General features: G+C 67.5%; 21 protein-coding genes. 14 read left to right on the top strand and 7 right to left on the bottom strand.

The annotated features are described in order from the left end of the window. The first annotated feature begins 69 nt into the window (after positions 1-69). Positions 70-1,107, top strand: coding sequence for an L-glyceraldehyde 3-phosphate reductase (gene mgrA / locus NIBR502772_RS17840; protein WP_141141181.1), 1,038 nt, complete (start codon positions 70-72; stop codon positions 1,105-1,107). A gap of 158 nt (positions 1,108-1,265) precedes the next feature. Then, the gene (locus NIBR502772_RS17835) at positions 1,266-2,351 is read left to right on the top strand and encodes an inositol-3-phosphate synthase (RefSeq protein ID WP_056344223.1); all 1,086 of its coding nucleotides are present in this window, start codon (positions 1,266-1,268) and stop codon (positions 2,349-2,351) included. 124 nt (positions 2,352-2,475) lie between these two features. On the opposite strand, the gene NIBR502772_RS17830 is transcribed toward NIBR502772_RS17835, so the two are convergent. The 3 genes from NIBR502772_RS17830 to mshA form a co-directional block, all read right to left on the bottom strand. Beyond that, positions 2,476-3,432 (bottom strand): DUF559 domain-containing protein, encoded by a 957-nt coding sequence (locus NIBR502772_RS17830; RefSeq protein ID WP_141141180.1) that lies wholly within the window; start codon positions 3,430-3,432, stop codon positions 2,476-2,478. Positions 3,433-3,580: 148 nt separating this feature from the next. Then, positions 3,581-5,263 (bottom strand): formate--tetrahydrofolate ligase, encoded by a 1,683-nt coding sequence (locus NIBR502772_RS17825; RefSeq protein WP_141141179.1) that lies wholly within the window; start codon positions 5,261-5,263, stop codon positions 3,581-3,583. 53 nt (positions 5,264-5,316) lie between these two features. After that, the gene (gene mshA / locus NIBR502772_RS17820) at positions 5,317-6,582 is read right to left on the bottom strand and encodes a D-inositol-3-phosphate glycosyltransferase (RefSeq protein ID WP_141141178.1); all 1,266 of its coding nucleotides are present in this window, start codon (positions 6,580-6,582) and stop codon (positions 5,317-5,319) included. 194 nt (positions 6,583-6,776) lie between these two features. On the opposite strand from mshA, the gene NIBR502772_RS17815 reads away from it, so the two are divergent. Continuing rightward, on the top strand, positions 6,777-7,226 hold the full coding sequence (locus NIBR502772_RS17815) for a GNAT family N-acetyltransferase (protein WP_141142142.1): 450 nt from the start codon (positions 6,777-6,779) through the stop codon (positions 7,224-7,226). Here NIBR502772_RS17815 and NIBR502772_RS17810 read toward each other — a convergent pair. Beyond that, positions 7,223-8,665, bottom strand: a complete 1,443-nt coding sequence (locus NIBR502772_RS17810; protein ID WP_141141177.1) for a 6-phospho-beta-glucosidase — start codon at positions 8,663-8,665, stop codon at positions 7,223-7,225. The two genes, NIBR502772_RS17815 and NIBR502772_RS17810, sit on opposite strands and share 4 nt — an antisense overlap. Before the next feature lie 70 nt (positions 8,666-8,735). On the opposite strand from NIBR502772_RS17810, the gene NIBR502772_RS17805 reads away from it, so the two are divergent. From NIBR502772_RS17805 to NIBR502772_RS17780, 6 genes are all read left to right on the top strand, one after another. Continuing rightward, entirely contained in the window at positions 8,736-9,827 is a 1,092-nt protein-coding gene (locus tag NIBR502772_RS17805) for a carbohydrate kinase family protein (RefSeq protein ID WP_141141176.1), read from the top strand. An 86-nt stretch (positions 9,828-9,913) separates the two neighbouring features. Beyond that, positions 9,914-11,167, top strand: a complete 1,254-nt coding sequence (gene alr / locus NIBR502772_RS17800) for an alanine racemase (protein ID WP_141141175.1) — start codon at positions 9,914-9,916, stop codon at positions 11,165-11,167. Between the two features lie 17 nt (positions 11,168-11,184). Next, positions 11,185-11,763, top strand: coding sequence for a tRNA (adenosine(37)-N6)-threonylcarbamoyltransferase complex ATPase subunit type 1 TsaE (tsaE, locus tag NIBR502772_RS17795; RefSeq protein WP_141142141.1), 579 nt, complete (start codon positions 11,185-11,187; stop codon positions 11,761-11,763). Next, positions 11,763-12,434, top strand: a complete 672-nt coding sequence (gene tsaB, locus NIBR502772_RS17790; RefSeq protein WP_141141174.1) for a tRNA (adenosine(37)-N6)-threonylcarbamoyltransferase complex dimerization subunit type 1 TsaB — start codon at positions 11,763-11,765, stop codon at positions 12,432-12,434. Before tsaE ends, tsaB begins: the two co-directional genes overlap by 1 nt. Before the next feature lie 2 nt (positions 12,435-12,436). Next, complete coding sequence (gene rimI, locus NIBR502772_RS17785; RefSeq protein ID WP_141142140.1) at positions 12,437-12,970, top strand: ribosomal protein S18-alanine N-acetyltransferase; 534 nt, start codon at positions 12,437-12,439, stop codon at positions 12,968-12,970. Continuing rightward, positions 12,967-14,142: a tRNA (adenosine(37)-N6)-threonylcarbamoyltransferase complex transferase subunit TsaD gene (locus tag NIBR502772_RS17780; RefSeq protein ID WP_141141173.1), complete on the top strand. Its 1,176-nt coding sequence runs from the start codon at positions 12,967-12,969 to the stop codon at positions 14,140-14,142. Before rimI ends, NIBR502772_RS17780 begins: the two co-directional genes overlap by 4 nt. Before the next feature lie 89 nt (positions 14,143-14,231). Here NIBR502772_RS17780 and NIBR502772_RS17775 read toward each other — a convergent pair whose 3' ends face one another. Further along, positions 14,232-15,383 carry a glutamate--cysteine ligase gene (locus NIBR502772_RS17775; protein ID WP_141141172.1) on the bottom strand — a complete coding sequence of 384 codons (1,152 nt, stop codon included), beginning with the start codon at positions 15,381-15,383 and terminating at the stop codon, positions 14,232-14,234. 341 nt (positions 15,384-15,724) lie between these two features. Between NIBR502772_RS17775 and NIBR502772_RS17765 the strand changes: the two genes are divergently transcribed. Both NIBR502772_RS17765 and NIBR502772_RS17760 read left to right on the top strand, forming a co-directional pair. Beyond that, positions 15,725-17,176 carry a glycoside hydrolase family 3 N-terminal domain-containing protein gene (locus NIBR502772_RS17765; protein WP_141141170.1) on the top strand — a complete coding sequence of 484 codons (1,452 nt, stop codon included), beginning with the start codon at positions 15,725-15,727 and terminating at the stop codon, positions 17,174-17,176. 71 nt (positions 17,177-17,247) lie between these two features. Next, positions 17,248-18,045, top strand: coding sequence for a shikimate 5-dehydrogenase (locus NIBR502772_RS17760; protein WP_141141169.1), 798 nt, complete (start codon positions 17,248-17,250; stop codon positions 18,043-18,045). Positions 18,046-18,072: 27 nt separating this feature from the next. On the opposite strand, the gene NIBR502772_RS17755 is transcribed toward NIBR502772_RS17760, so the two are convergent. Continuing rightward, positions 18,073-19,302 (bottom strand): class I SAM-dependent methyltransferase, encoded by a 1,230-nt coding sequence (locus tag NIBR502772_RS17755; RefSeq protein WP_141141168.1) that lies wholly within the window; start codon positions 19,300-19,302, stop codon positions 18,073-18,075. A 55-nt stretch (positions 19,303-19,357) separates the two neighbouring features. On the opposite strand from NIBR502772_RS17755, the gene NIBR502772_RS17750 reads away from it, so the two are divergent. The 3 genes from NIBR502772_RS17750 to groL all read left to right on the top strand — a co-directional run bounded on the left by NIBR502772_RS17750 (position 19,358) and on the right by groL (position 21,935). Beyond that, complete coding sequence (locus NIBR502772_RS17750; protein WP_141141167.1) at positions 19,358-19,741, top strand: hypothetical protein; 384 nt, start codon at positions 19,358-19,360, stop codon at positions 19,739-19,741. 209 nt (positions 19,742-19,950) lie between these two features. Further along, positions 19,951-20,247, top strand: a complete 297-nt coding sequence (gene groES, locus NIBR502772_RS17745; protein ID WP_018773735.1) for a co-chaperone GroES — start codon at positions 19,951-19,953, stop codon at positions 20,245-20,247. Positions 20,248-20,324: 77 nt separating this feature from the next. Next, positions 20,325-21,935 (top strand): chaperonin GroEL, encoded by a 1,611-nt coding sequence (gene groL / locus NIBR502772_RS17740; RefSeq protein WP_058931792.1) that lies wholly within the window; start codon positions 20,325-20,327, stop codon positions 21,933-21,935. 83 nt (positions 21,936-22,018) lie between these two features. On the opposite strand, the gene NIBR502772_RS17735 is transcribed toward groL, so the two are convergent. Continuing rightward, a complete protein-coding gene (locus NIBR502772_RS17735; RefSeq protein ID WP_141141166.1) occupies positions 22,019-22,621 on the bottom strand; it encodes a dihydrofolate reductase family protein in 603 nt (200 codons plus the stop codon). Positions 22,622-22,643: the final 22 nt, after the last annotated feature.

The following is a 22,643-nucleotide window of genomic DNA, read 5'->3' as shown; positions in this document are numbered from 1 at the left end:
ACCTCAGCCCCGGGCTTAATAGTTCGATTTTGTGCTGTTATGTGAGACAGGGCTGGCAGGATAGTCAATATGACTTACATCGCTGCGGAGAACCGCTACGACACCATGCCCTACCGCCGCGTCGGACGCAGCGGACTGAAACTCCCGGCCATTTCCCTGGGCCTGTGGCACAATTTCGGCGACGACAAGCCCTTCGAGGTGCAGCGGGCCATCCTGCGCCGCGCCTTCGATCTGGGCGTCACCCACTTCGACCTCGCGAACAACTACGGTCCCCCTTACGGCGCCGCCGAGACCAACTTCGGCCGCCACTTCAAGGACGACTTCAAGCCGTACCGCGACGAACTCATCATCTCCAGCAAGGCCGGCTACGATATGTGGCCGGGCCCGTACGGCAACTTCGGCTCCCGCAAGTACCTGCTGGCCAGCCTGGACCAGTCCCTGGAGCGCATGGGCCTGGATTACGTGGACATCTTCTACAGCCACCGCCCGGACCCGGAAACGCCGATGGAAGAGACCATGGGCGCCCTGGACCACGCAGTCCGCTCGGGCAAGGCCCTGTATGCGGGCATCTCGTCCTACACTCCGGAGCAGACCCTCGAGGCCGCGCGGATCCTGAAGGAACTGGGCACGCCGCTGCTGATCCACCAGCCGAGCTACTCCATGCTGAACCGTTGGACCGAGAACGGCAGCCCCAACCTGTACGAGGCCCTGGAGCAGGTGGGCGCCGGCTGCATCGCCTTCTCGCCGCTGGCCCAGGGAATGCTCACAGGCCGCTACCTCAACGGCGTGCCCGCCGATTCCCGGGCAGCGCAGCACAAGTCACTCGACGAAGCCATGATCACTCCCGAGAACCTGGACCGCGTCCGCGGGCTCCACCGGATCGCCGAGGGCCGGGGCCAGACCCTCGCGCAAATGGCCATCGCCTGGATCCTCCGCGAGCAGGGCAAGGGCTCCTCCGTGACATCCGCACTCGTCGGCGCTTCGAGCGTCCGGCAACTTGAAGACACCCTGTCCGCCATCAACAACCTGGACTTCACCGCAGACGAGGTCAATGCCATCGACGAGTTCGCCGTCGAGTCGGACATCAACCTATGGAAGCAGAAGTAACAACGTAACGCTTCAACTGACGGGGGCCGGGAACAATCCCGGCCCCCGCTTGGTTGGGTAAGATGAAAAGGCGCCGAATGGCGCACTGCCAGCGTGCCGCCGTCGTACTTTCCGGTACTGACTGTCCTGGCGGCTGAAGTTGTCTTCAAAGGAGCTCCGTGTCTGCAAATCCGATTCGTGTTGCCATCGTTGGTGTGGGTAACTGCGCCGCCTCGCTCGTCCAGGGCGTGCAGTATTACCGTGACGCCGATCCCCAGGCCACGATCCCGGGTCTGATGCACGTGGAGTTCGGCAAGTACCACGTCAACGATGTCCAGTTTGTTGCCGCTTTTGATGTTGACGGCAAGAAGGTGGGCGTGGACCTCGCGGACGCCATCCTGGCCAGCGAGAACAACACCATCAAGATCGCTGACGTGCCCCCAACCGGTGTGACCGTCCAGCGCGGCCACACCCTCGACGGGCTCGGCAAGTACTACCTCGAGACCATCGAACAGTCCGCCGAAGAGCCCGTTGACATTGTCGCCGCGCTCCGTGAATCCAAGGCAGACGTTATGGTCTGCTACCTCCCGGTTGGTTCCGAGGATGCAGCACACTTCTACGCGCAGGCTGCCATCGACGCTGGCGTGGCGTTCGTCAACGCCCTCCCCGTGTTCATCGCCGGCACCAAGGAATGGGCCGACAAGTTCACCGCCGCCGGCGTGCCGATCGTGGGCGACGACATCAAGAGCCAGATCGGTGCCACCATCACGCACCGCGTTATGGCCAAGCTCTTCGAAGACCGCGGCGTCACCCTGGACCGCACGTACCAGCTGAACGTCGGCGGCAACATGGACTTCAAGAACATGCTGGAGCGCGACCGCCTCGAGTCCAAGAAGATCTCCAAGACCCAGGCCGTGACCTCCAACGTTGAAGCCGACATTGCACCGCGCAACGTCCACATCGGCCCGTCCGACTACGTCCAGTGGCTCGACGACCGCAAATGGGCCTTCGTCCGCCTTGAGGGCCGCAACTTCGGTGACGCCCCCGTGTCGCTGGAATACAAGCTCGAAGTCTGGGACTCACCCAACTCCGCCGGCGTGATCATCGACGCCATCCGCGCCGCCAAGATCGGCCTGGACCGCGGCATCGGCGGCCCGCTGCTCTCCGCCTCCAGCTACTTCATGAAGTCCCCGCCGGAGCAGTTCAACGACGACCTCGCCCGTGAAAAGGTCGAGGCCTTCATCCGCGGCGACCTCGAGCGCTAAACGCTCTCTCACCTTTGGTGGGTTTTTGCCGGACGCTCTCTCACTTCTTGGTGGGGGAGCGTCCGGCGCATAAAGCCCCTTGTGACGCTCTCTCACCTTTGGGGCGTTTCTGGCGAACGCTCTCTCATCGAGCGTGAAAGCCGGACACGACGGCGGGATCCACCCAGGCGGACCGCAGTTCCCTCTTGATCATACTGACGGCGCGTCCGAATCCATCGGCCAGATCCTCCTTACCAAAAATGAGGACCGTCCAGCCGGCGGCTTCGAAGGCCTTGTCCCGTCGCCGATCGCTGACCTGCTGTTTGGGCATCAGGTGATGGCCGCCGTCGTACTGGATGGCCACGCGCCGATGGCGGTATCCCAGATCCGCCGACGGCGACAGCGGGTCTGCCTCCCGCAGCGTGAGCTGAAGCTGCGGCTCGGGGACCCCGGCGTCGAGCATTGCCAGCCGGAGCAGGGTCTCCGGGCCGGAATCCGCTCCCACGCGCATGAGTTCCAGGGCTTCGCGGGCGCGGACAATTCCCTGGAGGTTCTTGTGCCGACCCGCCAGGGCGCGCAATTCCTCAACGGTGGTGAACGGTACGTCGCGGTTTTCAAACGCCTGCCGGGGCAACCGGATCAACTCGTCACCCAGGCATATGAGATCCTTCAACGGCAGCACGCGGGCCATGTCCAGCCACATGCGCGGCCGCGTGCTGATGCGGATTCCGTCAACCGATTCGACCTCGTCAACAGCTGCGGTCACCGTATGTCCGATCACGCCTTTGCGGCGAACGCTCGGCAGGGACCGCGGCTTGCTCAGATGCAGTTCCGTGGAGTCGGAGAGCCACGGTGGAAGGCACGAACTGCGAAGGCGTGCCGCCGTTACGTGCGAGATCCAGGCCCCCGGAGTGGCTGCCGAGAGCGCGCGGGCGGCAGCCTCAAGTTCGAAATCCCAATCTGTGGGACGGTACAGTCCGCGGCTGACATGCGCGACATCGGGCTGAAGGAGACGATTCCGAGGGACGCCTTCGGCGGTGGCGTCCGTGAGCGTGAACGGGCCGGATGCCAACGTGGCCGGAAGCGCAGTCTGCGTGTGCATACCGGCATTGTTCCTCAGAGTCGCCGGTGTCCGCAGAAGTTATCCACAGGTGAGAGAGCGTTGCCTGGAAAGGCCCCAAAGGTGCGAGAGGGTTCGTTGGAAGGCCACCAAATGTGAGAGAGCGTCCGGGGTGGGGGAGCGGGATGGGTCAGAAGAGGCCGACCGGGTTGCCGTGCGCGTCGACGTCCATGCGCATCGCAGCGGGCTCCTTGGGTAAGCCGGGCATGGTCATGACGGCACCGGTCAGGGCCACGATGAAGCCGGCGCCGGTCTTCGGAATGAGGTCGCGTACGTGGATGGTGAAGCCCTTGGGTGCGCCCAGCTGCGAGGCGTCGTCGGTGAACGAATACTGCGTCTTCGCCATGCACACGGGCATTCCGCCCCAGCCGTTCTTCTCAATGTCGGCCAGCCTCTTGAGTGCCGGCACCGAGAACTCCACGCCGTCGGCCCCGTAGATCTCCTGCACGATCGTCCGGATCTTGTCCTCCACAGACAGGGTCAGCGGATACAGGTGCCGGAAGTCCGACGGCGCCGCCACCGCGGCGGCCACCTTCGCCGCGAGTTCATCGCCGCCGTCGCCCCCTCCGCCCCGGCCCCAGACGTCGGCGACCGCGGCCTGTACGCCTTCCCGGACGCACCAGGCGAGCAGCCACTCCAGCTCTTCGGGCGTATCTGTGGCGAACTTGTTGATGGCCACCACCGGCGCGATGCCGAACTTCTCGATGTTGTGCACGTGCCGTTTCAGGTTCCCGACGCCGGCGGCCAGCGCCTCCACGTTCGGCTCCTTGAGCTGGTCCTTCGGGACGCCGCCGTGCATCTTGAGCGCCCGGACCGTCGCCACCACCACGACGGCGGACGGTGCCACGTCTGCGATGCGCGCCTTGATGTCCATGTACTTCTCGGCGCCGAGGTCCGCGCCGAAGCCGGCTTCCGTGACCACGATGTCGGCCAGCTGCTGCGCTGTCCGGGTGGCGATGAGGGAGTTGCAGCCGTGCGCGATGTTCGCGAACGGGCCGCCGTGGACCACGGCGGGCGTGCCGGCGATGGACTGGACAAGGTTGGGCTTGAGGGCATCCTTGAGCAGCATGGTCAGCGCGCCCTGGACACCCAGATCCGCCACCGTGACCGGCCGGCGGTCGTAGCTGTAGCCCACAGTGATGCGGCCCACGCGGTCGCGCAGATCGTCCAGGTCCGTGGCCAGGCAGAAGACGGCCATGATCTCGGAGGCCGCTGTGATGTCGAAACTGTCCTGGCGGGGCACGCCCTGCGCCGGTCCGCCGAGACCGATGATCACCTCGCGCAGCGAGCGGTCGTTCATGTCCAGGACGCGCTTGAACGTCATGCGCCGCGGATCGATGTTCAGCTCATTCCCCTGAAAAATGTGGTTGTCCACAAGGGCCATGAGCGCGTTGTTGGCCGAAGTGATCGCGTGGAAGTCACCGGTGAAATGCAGGTTGATCTCGTCCATGGGCAGGACCTGGGAATAGCCGCCGCCCGCCGCCCCGCCCTTCATGCCCAGGATGGGGCCCAAAGACGGTTCGCGCAGCGCGATCATGACCTTGTGGCCCGCCCGTGCCAGCGAATCGGCCAGTCCCACCGTGGTGGTGGACTTTCCCTCGCCGGCCGGGGTGGGGGACATGGCCGAGACGAGGACCACTTTCCCTGCCGCCTCCCGAGCAGTCAGCAGTGCTGGATCAACCTTCGCCTTGTACCGCCCGTAGAGTTCCAGCGCGGCGGCGTTGATGCCCGCGGCAGCTGCAATCTCCTCGATGGGCCTCATCGTTGCCTGCCGGGCGATCTCGAGGTCGCTGAGGGTATTCCGTTCAGACATCTTTGTCCTTTGGTTGGGGCCGGGTACTGAAGGCGACGGCGGTTGCCCGCCGCTTACGGTGCCGGGACCGCAGGGGTCAGCCGGCTGGCCAGCTGCTGTTCGACGGCGGCGTGGTACGTTTCGAGCGTGATGGCGGCCGTGCGGTTCCACCCCAGGTTCTCCGCCCGAATGGCCGCGGCCCGCCCCATATCGGCGCGGGTGTCCGGATCGTCGTACATGGCTTCGAGCGCGTCCGCCCAGTCCGAGGCGTGGTGCCCGTCCACCAGCAGCCCGGTCCGGCCATGGCAGATGGCGCGGGACAGCCCGCCCACCCGGGTGCCCACCACGGGGGTTCCGCAGGCTTGGGCCTCGATGGCCACCAGCCCGAACGATTCACTGTAGGAAGGCATCACCACAACATCCGCCGCACGGAACCAGGACGCCAGGTCAGCCGCGCTGACCGGGGGAAGGTGTGTGACGACGTCGTCCATTCCAGACTCAGCGATCAGGTGCCGGAGGTTGAAGTCCTTGTTGCCGCTGAGGGCACCCAGGATGGTGAGCCGGAGATCGATCTCGGGCCGCCGGGCCCGCAGCAGGGCCGCGGCCTTGAGCAGTACCTGAGGGCCCTTCAGCCGCTGGATGCGGCCGGCGAAGACCAGGTGGAATGTCTCCGGCGAAACACCCCGTTCGGCCCGGGACCGCGCCCGGAAGGCGGGAGTGAAGGTGCTGAGGTCCACGCCCGGCGGTGCGACGTCGATCCGGTCGTAATCGGCACCGTAGTGGGACACCAGCTCTCCGGCTTCGGCGGTGGTGTTGGCGATCAGGCGGGCGGCGCCGTCGACGATCCGGTGCTCGCCTTCTTCGCGCCGCCGCGGCTCGGGCTGTTCGCCGGACTCCAGCAGGAGGTTTTTGACCTTGGCCATGGTGTGCATGGTGTGGACCAGCGGCACACCCCAGAGCTCCGAGAGCTCCAGGCCGGCGATCCCGGACACCCAATAGTGCGAATGGATGACGTCGTAGCGGCCGTGCGGCTGGCGCTGGCGGATCTGCTCGATCTCGGCCACCATGTGGTGCAGCAGACCCGGCAGTTCTTCCTTGGGGATCTTCCGCGGCGGCCCCGCCAGCACGTTGTGGACGCACACGCCGGGGTCCGGATGTTCGACGGCGGCCTGGTTGGCTGACGTGGAGCGCGTGAAGATCTCCACCTCTACGCCGGTCTCGGCGAGCGCGGACGCCAGTTCCCGGATGTAGACGTTCATGCCGCCGGCGTCGCCGGAGCCTGGCTGCTCCATCGGGGAGGTGTGGAGGGAGAGTAACGCGACCCTGCGGATCAATGTCATGACTTCTCCTTCCCACCGCTGGCGCGGCGTGGGCCCCGCTGTTGCCCACTCGGTAAAACACTACTCCAGCCGCTCCCGGGCGGCCTCCCGGCGCGTGACCGGCTGCTAACGTGGCGCGTGTGAACGCAGCCACAACACCGCACAGGTCCGCGGAATACTCGATCCGCCCCGCCACGGACGCCGACTGGCCCGGCATGTGGGCTGTCCTGGAGCCAGTGATCCGATCCGGCGAGACGTTCACCTGGGACCGGGACACCACGGAGGCCGACGCCCGGGCCCGCTGGTTCAAGGACGCCCCCGGGCAGGCTTTTGTGGCCGTGACGGCCGACGGCAGCGTGATCGGCACCGGCGAGCTGCACCCCAACCAGGGCGGCGGCGGCAGCCACGTGGCCAACGCCGGCTACATGGTCCACAGCGGCCACGCCGGCAAAGGCGTGGCACGGGCCCTCTGCGCCTACTCCCTGGAGGCGGCCCGGGACGCGGGTTTCCGGGCCATGCAGTTCAACGCCGTGGTGGAAAGCAACGTCCGCGCGGTGGCCGCCTGGCAGGGGATGGGCTTCGAAATCCTCGCCACCATTCCCGAGGCGTTCAACCACCCGACGCTCGGATACGTGGGCCTGCACGTGATGTACCGGAAGCTCTAGCCGCGCCAAAGCTCCAGCAGCGAAGGGAACTCGCGCTCGTAGCCGGCCAGCAGCTTGGCCCCAAGGGCAGGGGAATCCACCAGGGGATGCCGGCCGAAAGCGTCGACGGCGGCCGCCCGGTCACCCTGCGTCGCTGCCTGGACGGTGAGCCGCTCCACCTCCTTGACGCGCTGGAGGAGGGTGAGTTGCTCCGGTCCCGGGGCTGACTGCGGAAGCGGTACCGCGCCGTCGGGCGTTACCGTGCAGGGGACCTCGACGACGGCGTCCGCCGGCAGTCCCGGAATGGCCGGTTCCGGGGTGGTGTTTCCGGGGGCGGTCGCCCCGACAGGACCGGACGGAAGCGTGTTGGGCGTGTTGAGGATGAGCTGGGCGTCCCCGGCCCCCGCCAACGCGCGCATCACCGCCAGGGCGACGCGTTCGTAGCCGCCGCCGGCGAGGTCGTCCTCGTCGCGCTGCTCGCCGTGGGTCCGCGCCTCGGCGAGGTAGCCCTCCTCCCGTGAGCGGCGGGCCGCGTCCCACAGTGTGAAGGCGTCAGCCCCGGCAGAGGCGAGCCGCGGGTACAGCTCCGCCTGCTGGTGGTGGATGGACTCGCCGCGGGTGACGGCCATGGAGCGCATGGCCGCGACGGCGCCGTCCCGCTGGTAGTAGTAATAGAGGTACTCGTTGGGCAGGGCGCCGAGGTCCTTGAGGAACGGCTGCGGGAAGAGCCGGCCTTCCTCGAAGGTGCCGAGGGCCGCCGGGTCCGACAGCAGGCCGGGCAGCAGATCCCGGCCGCCGGACTCCAGCCGGTAGAGCCAGCCCAGGTGGTTCAGCCCGTAGTAGCCCACGCCGTCGAGCCTTCCATCCGGCAGCGGCAGCCCGGCCGCGCGGGCCGCCCGGTGCACCAGCCCGCCCGCGGAATCGCAGATCCCGATGACCCGCCGGCCAAGGACCGGCAGCAGGGCTTCGGTGACCATGCCGGCCGGGTTGGTGAAGTTGATCAGCCAGGCGTCCGGGCAGAACTCCTTCATCTGCCGCGCCAGATGCAGCATCTCGGGGATGGTGCGCAGCGCGTAGGAGATGCCGCCCGGGCCGGTGGTTTCCTGGCCGAGCAGGCCAAGGTCCTGGGCCACGCGTTCGTCGTTGATCCGGCCGGCCGTGCCGCCGGGGCGGATGGCCGCGAACACCAGGTCCGTCCCGGCCAGGGCCGCCGGCAGGGACGTCGTGGTGTGGACGGCGGGGGCCTTGGCACCTGCGTTCGGGCCGGAGGTGGGGCCGCCGGCAGCGCCGCCGTCGGACTCGGGCATGGCGCGCAGCACCGCCCTGATGGCGCTGAGGCGGGCGGGATCGACGTCGAACAGGACCAGTTCGCTGACCAGCCCCGCAAACGCGCCGGACGCCAGAGCCCGGTACACAAGCGGCACGCGGAATCCGCCGCCGCCGGCAATCATAAGCCGCATAGTCAGCAGTCTAGGGCGCCGCCGGGCGCGCCCCTACCGTGGGGCCGCGGCAGGGCGTAGTCTGCCGGACATGGACGCCATCCCGGACCGCCGCTTCGATCCGCTCTCAACCGTTCGCGCACCGTCCGACGGCGGGTTCGACCTGCTGCTGGCCGGCACGGTTTTCCAGGACATCATCTTCACCGGACTGCCGCACGCGCCCGAGCCGGGCACGGAAATCTGGAGCGAAGGCATGGGCAGCTGCCCCGGCGGCGTCGCGAACCAGGCCATCGCCGCGGCGAGGCTGGGACTGCGCACGGGACTCGCAGCCGCCTTCGGCGACGATGGCTACGGCGACTACAACTGGAAAATCCTGGCCGGGCAGGAACACGTGGACCTGAGCCTGTCGCGCCGCATTCCTGGGTGGCATTCCCCGGTCACCGTCTCGCTCAGCGTCCACAACGACCGTTCCCTGGTGACGCATGGCCATCCGGCCCCCGTGACGTCGTCGGAACTGATCGGTTCGCCGCCGCAGGCGCTCGCCGGCATTGCCGCGTTGGACGCTGAGATCGAGCCGTGGGCGGTGGCCGCGCACCAGGCGGGGGTCAAGCTGTTCGGGGATGTGGGCTGGGATCCCAGCGGGGAATGGGCTCCGGTGCGGCTGGAGAACCTGCAGTACTTCCATGCTTTCCTGCCCAACCAGCGTGAGGCCATGGCGTTCACGGGGAAGGACAATCCGTGGTCCGCGCTGTATGCGCTGGCGGACCGCGTGCCCGTGGCCGTGGTGACGCTCGGTGCGCAGGGTGCCATGGCCGTGGACTCGGAAACCGGGGAGGAAGAGTGGGTGCCGTCGTTGCCGGTGGCCGCCTACGATCCCACCGGGGCCGGCGATTGCTTTGACGCGGCCTTCATCGTGGGCAGCCTGGCCGGCTGGCCGCTGGGCAACCGGCTCCGCTTTGCCAACCTCTGCGCCTCCCTGGCCGTGCAGGAGGTGGGCGGATCGCTGGCGGCGCCTGGCTGGGGAGACATCGCCGACTGGTGGAAGCGGGCCAACTCCCGGCCGGAACGCCAGAGCAGCCAGTGGCTTCGCCGCTTCGGTTTCCTGGAAGACATCATCAGCGACGTCCCGCTGGCAGCGCAGCGCCGGGCCACCGCCACCATCGCGCACCTGTCCGACGCCTGACGCCGTAGCGCCCGGGCGCCACGGCGCCGGGTGCCGGAACGCGGCGCGATTATCCCGCCCCGAGCGCCCGCACTAGAATCACTAACGTGACTTATCCCGTAACAACCGGTGACTTCAGCGCGGCCTCAGGACCTGATCCTCTGTACGAGCGGTCCGCCGTTATCGACCTGGACGCCATCCGCCACAACGTGCGGCGGCTGGCAGGCGCGGCCTCACCCGCGAAGGTCATGGCCGTGGTGAAGGCCGACGCCTACGGACACGGCGCGGTGCCGGTGGCCCGGGCCGCCCTCGAAGCCGGCGCATCCTGGCTGGGCGTCGCACATATCTCCGAGGCGCTGGCTCTGCGGGCCGCGGGCATCGACGCCCCCCTGCTGGCCTGGCTGCACACGGCGGAAAGCAACTTCGCCGCAGCCGTGGCTGCCGGCGTCGACATCGGCTGCTCCGGATGGGAACTGGACCGGATTGTGGCCGCCGCGCGTGACCAGGAGCGTCCCGCACGGATCCACCTGAAAGTGGACACGGGCCTGGGCCGGAACGGCGTAGCGCTCGATGCCTGGGACCAGCTGCTGGGCGAAGCCATGGAGTACCAGGACCAGGGCCTCCTGCGCGTGGTGGGCATCTTCTCCCACCTGTCCGTGGCAGATGAACCCGAACGGCCGGAAACCGATGAACAATTGGCGGCCTTCCGCGAGGTGCTGGCTGTGGCCGAGGACGCCGGTGTGGACGCTGAAGTCCGTCACCTGGCCAACACCCCCGCCACGCTGTCCCGCCCCGATACACACTTTGACCTGGTCCGCGTGGGCCTGGGCATCTACGGTCTCTCGCCCTTCGAAGGCCAGACGTCCGCCGAACTGGGCCTCCGGCCCGCGATGACGCTGCGCACCCTGGTGTCCCAATGCAAGCAGGTCCCCGACGGGCAGGGCGTCTCCTACGGCCTGCGCTACCGCACCAGCGGCCCCAGCACCCTGGCGCTGATCCCGCTGGGCTACGCGGACGGTGTGCCGCGCATTGCCACCGGCGGTCCCGTCCGGGTGGCCGGCCGGACCTACCCCGTGGTGGGCCGGATCGCCATGGACCAGATGGTCATCGACCTCGGCAACATCGGCCCCGCCGGCGCAGACCTCGTCGGCGCCGAGGCGGTGCTGTTCGGCAACGGGGACGACGGCGGTCCCACGGCGGACGACTGGGCGGTCGCCGCCGGCACCAACAACTACGAGATCGTGACCCGGATCAGTCCGCGGGTGCCGCGCCGGTTCATTAACGAAAGTCCCGCCGTCGGCCGTTCTGCCGTTGGCAATCCCGACGCCGGCACTCCCGACGCGGGGCAGGCAGCGCCGTGAGCGTGCTCCCGGCAGAGATGCCCGCCTGGGAACAGACGCTGAGAGTCTCGACGGCGGATGAGACGCACTCGCTCGGTGCCGCTTTAGGGGCGGAGCTGCAGGCCGGGGATCTGTTGGTGCTGACCGGCGAGCTGGGTGCCGGGAAAACCACCTTCACGCAGGGGCTCGGCGAAGGGCTGGGCGTGCGCGCGGGAATCATCTCGCCCACGTTTGTCCTGGTCCGCATCCATCCCAACCTGCCCGACGGCCCGCGGCCCGGTGGCCCGGACCTGGTGCACGTGGACGCGTACCGGCTGGGATCGGCGTCGGAAATTGACGACATTGACCTGGAAAACACGCTGGACTCGTCCGTGACCGTGGTGGAATGGGGGCGCGGCCGGGTGGAGCACCTGAGCGAGAGCCGGCTGGAAGTGGACCTGCACCGGGCAATCGGGCTGGACGCCATAGGCGCCGCGGAACCAATGCCCGGCCACACCGAAATCCTCGACTTCGACACCGAGGACTTTGACGAACCCCGCACCATCGTGCTGCGCGGGTTTGGTCCCCGCTGGAGCACCAAGCCTGTCCTCGGCGGCGCCTTCGAAGGGACACCCTGATGCTTATTCTCGCCATCGACACCTCCGCCGTGGCCAGTGCGGCACTCGTCTCGGACGACGCCCTCGAAGGCGTGGTGGCCAGCTTCTCCACCGAGGACACGCGCAGCCACGCCGAAGTGCTTGCACCCGGCATCGAGGACCTGCTGGCCTCTGCGGGCGTCGCCGGCCCGGACATTGACGCGATCGTGACAGGCGTGGGCCCCGGCCCGTTCACCGGCCTGCGCTCGGGGATCGCAACCGCCCGGACACTGGCCTTCGTCTGGGACAAACCGCTGTACGGGCTGATGAGCCTGGACGCCGTGGCATTGGAAGTGGCTGAGTCCACCGACGCCGCGGCCGAATTCCTGGTGGTCACGGATGCCCGGCGCAAAGAGGTCTACTGGGCGCGGTACAGCCTCGCCGACGGCCAGTTGCCGCAGCTCGAGGACGGCCCGCACGTCAGCTTCGCGGCCGACCTGCCGGACCTCCCGGCCTACGGCGCCGGCGCCGGACTCTACAGTGACGTGCTGCGCGCAGACCCGGACTTCAGCAACGAACAGCCGGACGCCCTCTACCTCGGACAGTTCGCCTTGGCCCGGCTGGCAGCGGGCGGGCAGCTGCTCGACTCCACACCCCTGTACCTCCGGGAATCGGATGCCCAGGTCCCCGGCCCACGGAAGCGGGCCCTGTGAGCATGCCGACCAGCGCTGACGGAGTGGTTTTCCGGGACATGACCCTGGAGGACGTGCCCGCCGTGGACGCCCTCGAACAGCGGCTGTTCCCTGCGGACGCGTGGCCGCTGCACATGTTCCTGTCCGAACTGTCCCAGCCGGAAACGCGCCGTTACCTGGTGGCGGAAAGCGGCGGGGAGATAGTGGGCTACGCCGGCCTGATGTGCATCGAGCCCATCGCGGATGTCCAGACCATCGCCGTCGTGCCTGAATTCGAAGGCCGGGGCATCGGCTCTACGCTGCTGACCAGGCTGATCACGGAAGCCGGGCTCCGCGGGGCGGCGGACGTGCTCCTGGAGGTCCGCGCGGACAACCCCCGGGCGCAGCAGCTGTACGTGCGGTTCGGCTTCGAACAGATCCACGTCCGCCGCGGGTACTACCGCGACGGCGTTGACGCCCTCATCATGCGGCTGCAGCTGGTCCCCGAAGCCACTGCCGATGCCGCACCAGCCCACACACCAGCCCCCGATCCCACAACAGAAGCAGGCAAGGCATGAACCGCTCGCAGCCCCTGGTGCTGGGCATCGAATCCTCCTGCGACGAAACCGGCGTCGGCATCGTCCGCGGCACTACGCTGCTCACCAACACCGTGTCCTCCTCGATGGACGAGCACGTCCGCTTCGGCGGCGTGATCCCCGAGATCGCCTCCCGCGCACACCTTGATGCGTTTGTGCCCACCCTGCGCCAGGCCCTGGCCGACGCCGATGTGACGCTGGAGGACGTGGACGCCATCGCCGTCACGTCCGGGCCGGGGCTCGCAGGAGCACTGATGGTGGGGGTCTGCGCCGCGAAGGCCCTCGCCGTGGCCACCGGTAAACCGCTGTATGCCATCAACCACCTGGTGGCGCACGTCGGCGTCGGGCTGCTGGATGGGAAGTCCGACGGCGGAGCTGCCGCCGGCTCTGGTGCCGCCGGCCCTGGTGCCAGCGGCACCGCCGGCCGTCCCGCCAGCCTTGCGGTTGGGCTCGGCCACGAAGGCCGTCTCCCCGAGAACCTGGGCGCCCTGCTGGTCTCCGGTGGGCATACCGAAATCCTGAAGATCAACAGCATCACCAGCGACGTCCAGCTCCTCGGCTCCACCATCGACGACGCTGCGGGCGAGGCCTACGACAAGGTGGCCCGCATCCTGGGCCTTGGCTACCCGGGCGGCCCGGCCATCGACAGGCTGGCCCGCACCGGCAACGCCAAAGCCATCCGCTTCCCGCGCGGCCTCAGCCAGCCCAAGTACATGGGTACCGCCGAGGAGCCTGGAAAGCACCGCTACGACTGGTCCTTCAGCGGCCTGAAGACGGCAGTGGCGCGGTGCGTCGAGCAGTTCGAGGCCCGCGGCGAAGACGTGCCGGTGGCCGACATCGCCGCAGCTTTCCAGGAAGCAGTGGTGGATGTGATCACGTCCAAGGCCGTCCTGGCCTGCCGGGAGCATGGCATCAAAGACGTTCTTTTGGGTGGGGGCGTGGCGGCCAACTCCCGGCTGCGCGAACTCACCGGCCAGCGTTGTGCGTCCGCCGGAATCAGACTCCACGTGCCGCCGCTTGACCTGTGCACGGACAACGGCGCCATGGTGGCGGCCCTCGGTGCGCAGCTGGTGATGGCCGGGATCGGGCCCAGCGGCATCCGCTTCGCCCCGGATTCCTCGATGCCGGTCACCGAGGTTTCACTCCCCGCCTAACGCGACTGCCGAAAACCAACTTGCTCTACCAGTTGTGGTCCCCAAACCGCCGGTTTAGGGACCACAACTGATAGAGCAACGGGTGGGATTTAGCCCGTCGGCCCGTTCCGCATCTGCTTGACCAGGTCCAGCACCACGGCCTGCAGGTCGCCGCCGTGTTCGGCAGCGACGCGGCGCTGCCGCTGGTACCCGGCGCCGCGGCGGATGATCTTCTCGACGTCGGCCAGTTCGTCGGGGCAGCCGAGCTTCGCGGCCACCGGCTCAAGCCGGTTCAGGGTCTCCAGGAGGTGGTCGGTGACCAGCTGTTCGTTGCCGGCGGCGTCGAGGATGATGATGGCCTCCATGCCGTAGCGGGCGGCACGCCACTTGTTCTCCTGGATGTGCCACGGCGGCATGGTGGGGATGGTGCCGCCGTTGTCCAGGGTGGTGGAGAATTCATCCACCAGGCACTGGGTGAGCGCGGCAATCGCGCCCACCTCCTCCAGGGTGGCCAGGCCGTCGCAGATGCGCATTTCGATGGTGCCGAGGTTGGGAACGGGCCGGATGTCCCAGCGGATCTCGGAGAGGGTGTCGATCACACCGGTGGTGAACATGTCCTGGACGTAGGACTCGTATTCGTCCCAGGACCGGAACTGGAAGGGCAGGCCTGCCGTCGGCAGCTGCTGGAACATCAGGGCCCGGTGCGATGCGTAGCCGGTGTCCTCGCCGCCCCAGAACGGGCTCGACGCGGAGAGCGCCTGGAAATGCGGGAAATAGTTGACCAGGCCGTCCAGCACGGGGAGTGCCTTTTCGCGCCGGTCCAGGCCCACGTGGACGTGCACGCCGTAGATGACCATCTGCCGGCCCCACCACTGGGTGCGGTCGATCAGCTTGGCATACCGGGCCTTGTCCGTCACGGGCTGCAGCTGCGGCGGGCTGAACGGGTGGCTGCCGGCGCAGAAAACCTCCACGCCCATGGGATCGGTGATTTCGCGCACCGCGGCCAGGGACCGGCTGAGGTCTTCCTTGGCTTCGGCGGCAGTCTCGCAGATGCCGGTGACCAGCTCCACGGTGTTGAGCAGGAGTTCCTGCTTGATGTGCGGGTGTTCGTCGTCTTCGTTGAGTTCGGGGTGCTTGGCAACCACGCCGCTGAGTACTTCGTTGGCCACTGATGCCAGTTCGCCGGTCTGGCCGTCCACCAGGGCCAGCTCCCATTCCACACCAAGAGTTGATTGCTTCGATGAAGCGAAATCAATCTTCATGCGTTCCCCTAACTGTTCAGATATCCCTGGGCACGCGCCGCATTCAAGTCTAATGCAGGGGTAGCATCGTCTTGATGGCCTTGTTCCTTTGGACCCGTGACAGTATTCACAAAACCACCCTCCTCATTGCGGCCGCTGCCGTGGCCGCACTGACTGCCTGCACGGCAGTTCCCGCCACCGCCCCCGAGACCTCCGGCCCTGCGCCCGCCTCAACCCCGGAATCAGAGCGGCCGACGACGGCACCTCTGTCCGCTTCTCCCTCACCTGACCCCGGGCTGCTGCCGCTGGGCTGGGGCCCCGAGCAGCGGGACCAGGATGTCGCCGCGGCCGCCGTGGCCGCGATGTCGGTCGAGGAGAAGGCCGGCCAGGTGCTGATGCCCGTGTACGCCGGCACGGACGCCGAAGCCCAGGCCTCCACCATTGAGCGCCTCCACCTGGCCGGGTCCATCATCATGGGCGACAACATCCCGCTCGACGCGCGCGGTCAGGCGGATCCGGCTGCCATGACTGCTGTCAACGCCCGGCTGGCCAAGGCCGCCAAGGCCGACGGCAGGCCCTGGCCCGGGCTCATCGGCGTGGACCAGGAGGGCGGGATCGTGGCACGACTGGGTGCGCCCCTGACCGAATGGCCAACGGCCCTGAGCTACGGGGCCGCCGGCAATGCGCCACTCGCCAAGGACGCCGGCCGCGCCCTGGCCGCGGAGATCGCGTCGCTGGGCTTCACCGTGGACTTCGCCCCCGATGCGGACGTGACCATCGGCCCGGCAGATCCCACCATCGGTGCCCGGTCAATGTCCGGCAACCCGGACGCAGCAGGAGCACTGGCGGTGGCGTTTTCCCAGGGCATGCAGGAGGCCGGCGTCCTTCCCGCCGTCAAGCATTTCCCCGGCCACGGCTCCGTCACCGTTGACTCGCACCAGGACCTCCCGGTGCAGCCCGCGGGCATCGCGGAACTCGAAGCCCGGGACTGGAAGCCGTTCCGGGCGGCCATCGCCACGGGTATGCCCATGGTCATGACCGGGCACATCGCCGTACCGGCCCTGGAACCCGGCGTCCCGGCGTCGTTGTCCGGCCCCACCTATGCTGCGCTGCGCGGCATGGGCTTCAAGGGTGTGGCGGTGACCGATGCCCTCAACATGGGCGCAGTCCAGCAGCAATACCCGGGCGGCTCCGCAGCAACGGCGGCGCTCGCCGCGGGCGCGGACCTGCTCCTGATGCCCACGGACGTGGGGCAGGCCCACGCAGCCATCGTTAGCGCTGTCGCGGCCGGAACACTGCCGGCGGCCCGCCTGGACGAAGCAGCTGTCCGCGTGGCCACCATGATGACCTGGCGCGGCCGCGTCACGTCGCCGCCTGCCGGGTCGGCCCCCGCCAGCGCAGCCCCCGGCAGCGGCGCCGACATCTCGGCGCGGGTCTCCGCGGCCGCCGTTACGGTGCTGTCCGGACACTGCGGCGCGCCAATCGTTGAGGGAAGCATCCGGATTGCGGGCGGATCAGCGCAGGACCGGGCGCGGTTTGAGGCTGCCGCAGCGAAGGCAGGGCTCGGCACCGGGGCGGGCCCCCTGGTCAGCCTCATCGGTTACGCCGGTCGGCCGGTTGGGGGCGACATCGCCGTGGCACTGGATGCGCCGTGGCCGCTGCAGGATTCCACTGCCCCGGTGAAGATTGCGCTCTACGGCCGCACGCCTGGCGCTTTTGACGCCCTCGTTGCCGTGCTGGCAGGCAAGGCGACTGCCCCGGGGAAGCTGCCCGCCGCCGTCGGAAGCTATCCGGCAGGCACCGGCTGCCCGTAACTTGGCCCGCAACACATCGCCGAATCGGTCAACGGCGCTTTAATAGACAGGTGCCCATTCTGAATAAAGACATGACCCTGTGTATTTCGCTGTCGGCCCGGCCCAGCAACAACGGGACGCGGTTCCACAACCACCTCTACGACCAGTTGGACTTGAACTGGATCTACAAGGCCTTCGCCCCCACCGACCTGGCCCAGGCGATCGCCGGCGTTAGGGGCCTTGGAATCCGCGGCTGCGCTGTGTCCATGCCGTACAAGGAGGACGTGATGGCCCTCGTGGATGAGCTGGATCCTTCCGCCAAGGCCATCGATTCGGTCAACACGATCGTGAACACCGACGGGCATCTCAAGGCCTACAACACGGACTACACCGCGATCGAACAGCTGCTCAAAAGCAACGCCGTGCCCACGGACTACTCGGTGCTGGTCCAGGGCGCCGGCGGCATGGCCAAGGCCACCGTCGCGGCCCTGCGGGACGCCGGCTTCACGGACGTCACCGTCATCGCCCGGAACGAAGAAACCGGCCGGGCGCTCGCAGAGCAGTACGGGTTCCAGTGGCGGGCAACGCTCGACGGCGGGACCGCGGACCTGATCATCAACGTCACCCCCATCGGTATGGCTGGCGGCCCGGAAGTGGACTCGCTGTCCTTCCCGGAAGATGCCATCGCGGCAGCCAAAGTGGTGTTCGACGTCGTGGCGCTCCCTGCGGAGACGCCGCTGATCAAGGCGGCCCGCGCCGCCGGGAAACAGGTGATCACGGGCGCCGAGGTGGCCACCATCCAGGCGCTCGAGCAGTTTGTGCTCTACACCGGTGTCCGGCCCACCGACGAGCAGGTCCGGGCCGCCGAGGACTTCATGCGCGCCCAGTAAGGCCGGGTCTCAGGACGGTTCGCTGCCTCAGGCAGGTTCCACCGAGATGGCCACCCGGTCTTCCCCAATGCGGGTCAGGACCAGGGTGGCTGTTTTTTGTCCTGTCTTCTTCCCGGCCACCTTGCTTCCGGCGAACAGCTGCTTGCGCAGTTCCTCCGGGGTTACCGACGTGCCGCGCTTTTTGATGTCCAGTACCGTGATGGCGTTCTCCTTCACCCAGGCCTTGAGCGCCTTGACGTTGTACGGCATCACTTCCAGGACCTTGTAGGAGCGTGCGAACGGCGTGTCCACCAGCTCCGGGGCGCAGATGTAGGCGATGTGCTCGTCCAGCAGGTGCCCGCCCAGTTGAAGCGCGACGTCCGCCACCAGGCCGGCGCGGATCACCGCTCCATCGGGCTCATACAGGTAGCCCGCTGCCGGACCCACCGGCGCGGCGGGACCGCCGTCGAAATCTTCGGCGCTGGTCAGCTCGGCGGCTCCCTGCGGGCCGAGCAGCAGCGCCGCGCGGCGGATTCCGGGCCGGCGCACGGAGTTGAACCACAGGGCCACCTCGGTGACGTCGCCGCCCACCGATACCCACTGCGCCTCGCAGCCGGCGGGAACTGACTCGTGCGGCATGCCGGGGCCCATTTTGACGCCAACGGCGCGCCCGGTGGCGGCGAGCGATTCCACAAAGGACAGCGGCGGCGAAAAGGCCTCAGGATCCCAGATCCTCTTGGTACCCGAGGTGGAGGTGACCCGGCGTGCGGGATCCAGCCAGACGCCGTCGACCCCGTCCAACGGGACGGTGGTGGCGTCAGAGTGCACCACGGTGGCGTTGGGGAAGGGGATCAGGTTGACCGTGGCGCAGGCGGCGGTGGTTTCGTCCATTTCCACGGCCGTGACCGTGATGTCCATCGATGCCAGGGCCAGGGAGTCCGCGGCAAGGCCGCAGCCGAGGTCGGCCACGTGGCGGACACCGGCCTGCGCAAAGCGCTCGGCATGCCGGGCGGCAACCGTGAGACGCGTGGCCTGTTCCAGCCCGGCCTGCGTGAAGAGCATGCTCCGGGCGAACTCGCCGAACTTCAGCTCGGCTTTAGTGCGCAGCCGGGACTGGGTGAGGACGGCGGAGACCAGTGCGGGGGAGTGCCCGGCCTTGCGGAGAGCCGCGTTGAGCTCGAAGGACTTGTCCTCGCGGTACGGGCCCAGGGACGCCAGGAGCTCCCAGCCTTCGCTCGTGAGCAGTGGGGCGATCTGGTCCTGCGGTGCTTGAGCCATGGGTTCAAGCCTAGTGGAGGTAGCCCGGCGGCCAGTTCCCGCTAGGGTTGAAGGCATGGAAGACAGCGCAGGCACCCAGCCGTCCGGACTACCCCAAGCAAGCAAGCCGGACCTGGTGAAGTTTGCCCGCCCCGCGCTGATTGCAGGATCCGCGGTGGCCGTGGTCTGCGTCGCGCTGCTGGTAATCATCCTCTTCCTGGACACGTTCAACGCCACGGTCTACTCCGTGGGCGGCAAAAACATCCAGGACGCCACGGACGAGGCACAGGAGATCCGCAGCCTCTACGCCGGGGCGCGCATAGGCGGCATCATCCTGCTGGTGGTCTCGCTGTTGGCTGCCGTGGGCGGCGCCGTGGTGCTGTACCTGCGGCGGGGCACCGTTGAGGAAGGGGACGACGGCGACGAGGACGTCGATCTCGAGGACCTCACCGGCCGGTAACAGCTGTTCGCCGGCGACATAATTCTGGCACTCGCCTTGACCGAGTGCTAACCAATACATAGAGTCATCATTAGCACTCTCCCTAGGAGGGTGCTAACACATGAAGAGCTGCCAGCCAGGCTGCTGCCGGCACCGCGACGACGGTTTGCCAGCCACGGCGAAGCAGCTCAACTGTCCATGAATTTGCTGACGTAGAAGGAGAGGTCCGAGTGTCGGTCTCTATTAAGCCTCTTGAGGATCGTATTGTTGTCCGCCCGCTCGAAGCCGAGCAGACCACGGCTTCCGGCCTGGTTATCCCGGACTCCGCACAGGAGAAGCCGCAGGAAGGCGAAGTTGTTGCAGTAGGCCCCGGCCGCTTTGACGATAACGGCAACCGCGTTCCGATCGATGTTGCCGTTGGCGACGTTGTTATCTACTCCAAGTACGGCGGAACTGAAGTCAAGACCGGTGGCACCGAGTACCTCGTGCTCTCCGCCCGCGACGTTCTGGCGATCGTCGTAAAGTAACTCTTTGGATCCCCGTGCTGCTGTTCCGTCCCTGACTGAACAACAGTGCGGGGTTCTGTCTTTGAAAGGACAAAACCATGGCAAAGCAGCTTGCGTTTAACGACGCTGCACGCCGGTCGCTTGAAGCCGGCATCGATAAGCTCGCCAACACTGTCAAGGTGACGCTCGGCCCCCGCGGCCGCAACGTTGTCCTCGACAAAAAGTGGGGGGCACCCACCATCACCAATGACGGCGTCACCATCGCCCGCGAAATTGAGCTTGATGACCCCTACGAGAACCTTGGCGCGCAGCTGGCCAAGGAAGTAGCCACGAAGACCAACGATGTTGCCGGCGACGGCACCACCACGGCCACCGTGCTCGCCCAGGCCCTGGTCAAGGAAGGCCTGCGCAACGTTGCGGCTGGCGCCGCTCCGGGCCAGATCAAGCGTGGCATCGAGGTTTCGGTAGAAGCCATTGCAGCCCGCCTGCTCGAGAACGCACGCCCGGTTGAAGGCACGCAGGTTGCCAGCGTGGCAGCAATCTCGGCCCAGAGTGACGAAATCGGCGAGCTCCTCGCCGAGGCATTCGGCAAGGTCGGCAAGGATGGTGTGATCACCATCGAGGAGTCCTCCACCACGCAGACCGAGCTGGTCCTCACCGAAGGCATGCAGTTCGACAAGGGCTACCTGTCCCCGTACTTCGTGACCGACTCCGAACGCCAGGAAGCCGTCCTCGAAGACGCCCTTATCCTGATCAACCAGGGCAAGATCTCCTCCGTGCAGGACTTCCTGCCGCTGCTGGAGAAGGCGCTGCAGAGCTCCAAGCCGCTCTTCATCATTGCCGAAGACGTTGAGGGCGAGGCCCTGTCCACACTGATCGTCAACCGCATCCGCGGCACGCTGAACGTTGTTGCCGTCAAGGCTCCGGGCTTCGGCGACCGCCGCAAGGCCATGCTGCAGGACATCGCCACCCTCACCGGTGCGCAGGTCATCTCCGCGGAACTGGGCCTCAGCCTGGATTCGGTTGGCCTTGAGGTGCTGGGTACCGCCCGCCGCATCACGGTCACCAAGGACAACACCACCATCGTTGACGGCGCCGGTTCCGCAGAAGACGTCGCAGCCCGGGTTTCCCAGCTGCGCGCCGAGCTGACCCGCACCGACTCCGACTGGGACCGCGAAAAGCTCCAGGAGCGCCTGGCCAAGCTGGCCGGCGGCATCGGTGTCATCAAGGTCGGCGCAGCCACCGAAGTTGAGCTGAAGGAAAAGAAGCACCGCATCGAAGATGCAGTGTCCTCCACCCGCGCCGCCCTCGAAGAGGGCATCGTGGCCGGTGGCGGTTCCGCGCTGATCCACGCACTGAAGGCCCTCGACGAGGACCCTGCAGTCAAGGCACTCGAAGGCGACGCCGCCGCTGCCGTGGGCATCGTCCGCCGCGCGCTGGTCCAGCCGCTTCGCTGGATCGCCCAGAACGCCGGATTCGACGGCTACGTTGTCACCGCCAAGGTTGCCGAGCTCGAAACCAACAACGGCTTCAACGCCAAGACGGGCGAGTACGAGGACCTGATCGCCGCCGGTGTCATCGACCCGGTCAAGGTCACCCGTGCAGCCCTGCGCAACGCGGCATCCATCGCTGCGCTGGTTCTCACCACCGAGACCCTCGTAGTGGAGAAGCCCGCAAACGAAGACGAGCACGCCGGCCACAGCCACTAGGCTGCAGTCTCTGCACAAAGAACCGGTCCAGCTTCGGCTGGGCCGGTTTTTGTGCTTTTCGGCCAGCTCGTGCCGTTCCCGCCCTACGCGCCAGGCATGTCCTGCGTTTCAACACCGCCCGCACGCTCGTAGACCAGCGACACCGCCCCCTTCGGGAAGGTGCGCGCCGGCTCGGTGAGGCGGAAGGAGGCGGGGATAGTCCCGGCGTCGAAGAGGCGCTTGCCTTGCCCGAGGGTGATCGGATAGAGCCAGAGGTGGAGGCGGTCGATCACGTCTGCCGCGAGTAATGAACGGATGAGGACGCCGCTGCCGAACATGTGTACCTGGTCGTACTCCTGGCGGAGCCGCCCCGCGGCCGCGGCATCCGGCAGCACCGTGGTGCCCGCCCAGCTCGGAGCGGTCAGTGTGCTGGAGACAACGAACTTGGGCGCCCGGTTGAGCGTGCCGCCGATGTCGTCGGACTGGTGGGGCCAGTAGGCCGCGAAGATGTCATAGGTCTTCCGGCCGAGGAGCAGGGCGTCGATGCGGCCGACCTCGGCGCCAATGGCCGCGTCGGCTTCGTCGTCGGACACCGGCATCTGCCAGCCACCGAAGGCGAAACTGCCCTCGGTGTCCTCCTTGCTACCGCCGGGCGCCTGGTAGACGCCGTCGAGAGTGATGAACAGGTTCGCGACGATGATGCCCACGCGTCCATTCTGGAACGGCGTC

This window comes from Pseudarthrobacter sp. NIBRBAC000502772 (assembly GCF_006517235.1).
Taxonomy (GTDB): Bacteria; Actinomycetota; Actinomycetes; order Actinomycetales; family Micrococcaceae; genus Arthrobacter.
The sequence above is the reverse complement of the archived record's forward strand: the minus strand, read 5'-3'. Positions and strand labels throughout refer to the sequence as shown.

Coding starts and splice junctions, on each gene's coding strand:
- mgrA (WP_141141181.1), top strand. CDS start 70: ATGACTTACATCGCTGCGGAGAACCGCTACGACACCATGCCCTACCGC.
- NIBR502772_RS17830 (WP_141141180.1), bottom strand. CDS start 3,432: ATGCACACGCAGACTGCGCTTCCGGCCACGTTGGCATCCGGCCCGTTC.
- NIBR502772_RS17825 (WP_141141179.1), bottom strand. CDS start 5,263: ATGTCTGAACGGAATACCCTCAGCGACCTCGAGATCGCCCGGCAGGCA.
- mshA (WP_141141178.1), bottom strand. CDS start 6,582: ATGACATTGATCCGCAGGGTCGCGTTACTCTCCCTCCACACCTCCCCG.
- NIBR502772_RS17815 (WP_141142142.1), top strand. CDS start 6,777: ATGTGGGCTGTCCTGGAGCCAGTGATCCGATCCGGCGAGACGTTCACC.
- NIBR502772_RS17810 (WP_141141177.1), bottom strand. CDS start 8,665: ATGCGGCTTATGATTGCCGGCGGCGGCGGATTCCGCGTGCCGCTTGTG.
- NIBR502772_RS17805 (WP_141141176.1), top strand. CDS start 8,736: ATGGACGCCATCCCGGACCGCCGCTTCGATCCGCTCTCAACCGTTCGC.
- tsaE (WP_141142141.1), top strand. CDS start 11,185: ATGCCCGCCTGGGAACAGACGCTGAGAGTCTCGACGGCGGATGAGACG.
- tsaB (WP_141141174.1), top strand. CDS start 11,763: ATGCTTATTCTCGCCATCGACACCTCCGCCGTGGCCAGTGCGGCACTC.
- rimI (WP_141142140.1), top strand. CDS start 12,437: ATGCCGACCAGCGCTGACGGAGTGGTTTTCCGGGACATGACCCTGGAG.
- NIBR502772_RS17780 (WP_141141173.1), top strand. CDS start 12,967: ATGAACCGCTCGCAGCCCCTGGTGCTGGGCATCGAATCCTCCTGCGAC.
- NIBR502772_RS17775 (WP_141141172.1), bottom strand. CDS start 15,383: ATGAAGATTGATTTCGCTTCATCGAAGCAATCAACTCTTGGTGTGGAA.
- NIBR502772_RS17765 (WP_141141170.1), top strand. CDS start 15,725: ATGTCGGTCGAGGAGAAGGCCGGCCAGGTGCTGATGCCCGTGTACGCC.
- NIBR502772_RS17760 (WP_141141169.1), top strand. CDS start 17,248: ATGACCCTGTGTATTTCGCTGTCGGCCCGGCCCAGCAACAACGGGACG.
- NIBR502772_RS17755 (WP_141141168.1), bottom strand. CDS start 19,302: ATGGCTCAAGCACCGCAGGACCAGATCGCCCCACTGCTCACGAGCGAA.
- NIBR502772_RS17750 (WP_141141167.1), top strand. CDS start 19,358: ATGGAAGACAGCGCAGGCACCCAGCCGTCCGGACTACCCCAAGCAAGC.
- groL (WP_058931792.1), top strand. CDS start 20,325: ATGGCAAAGCAGCTTGCGTTTAACGACGCTGCACGCCGGTCGCTTGAA.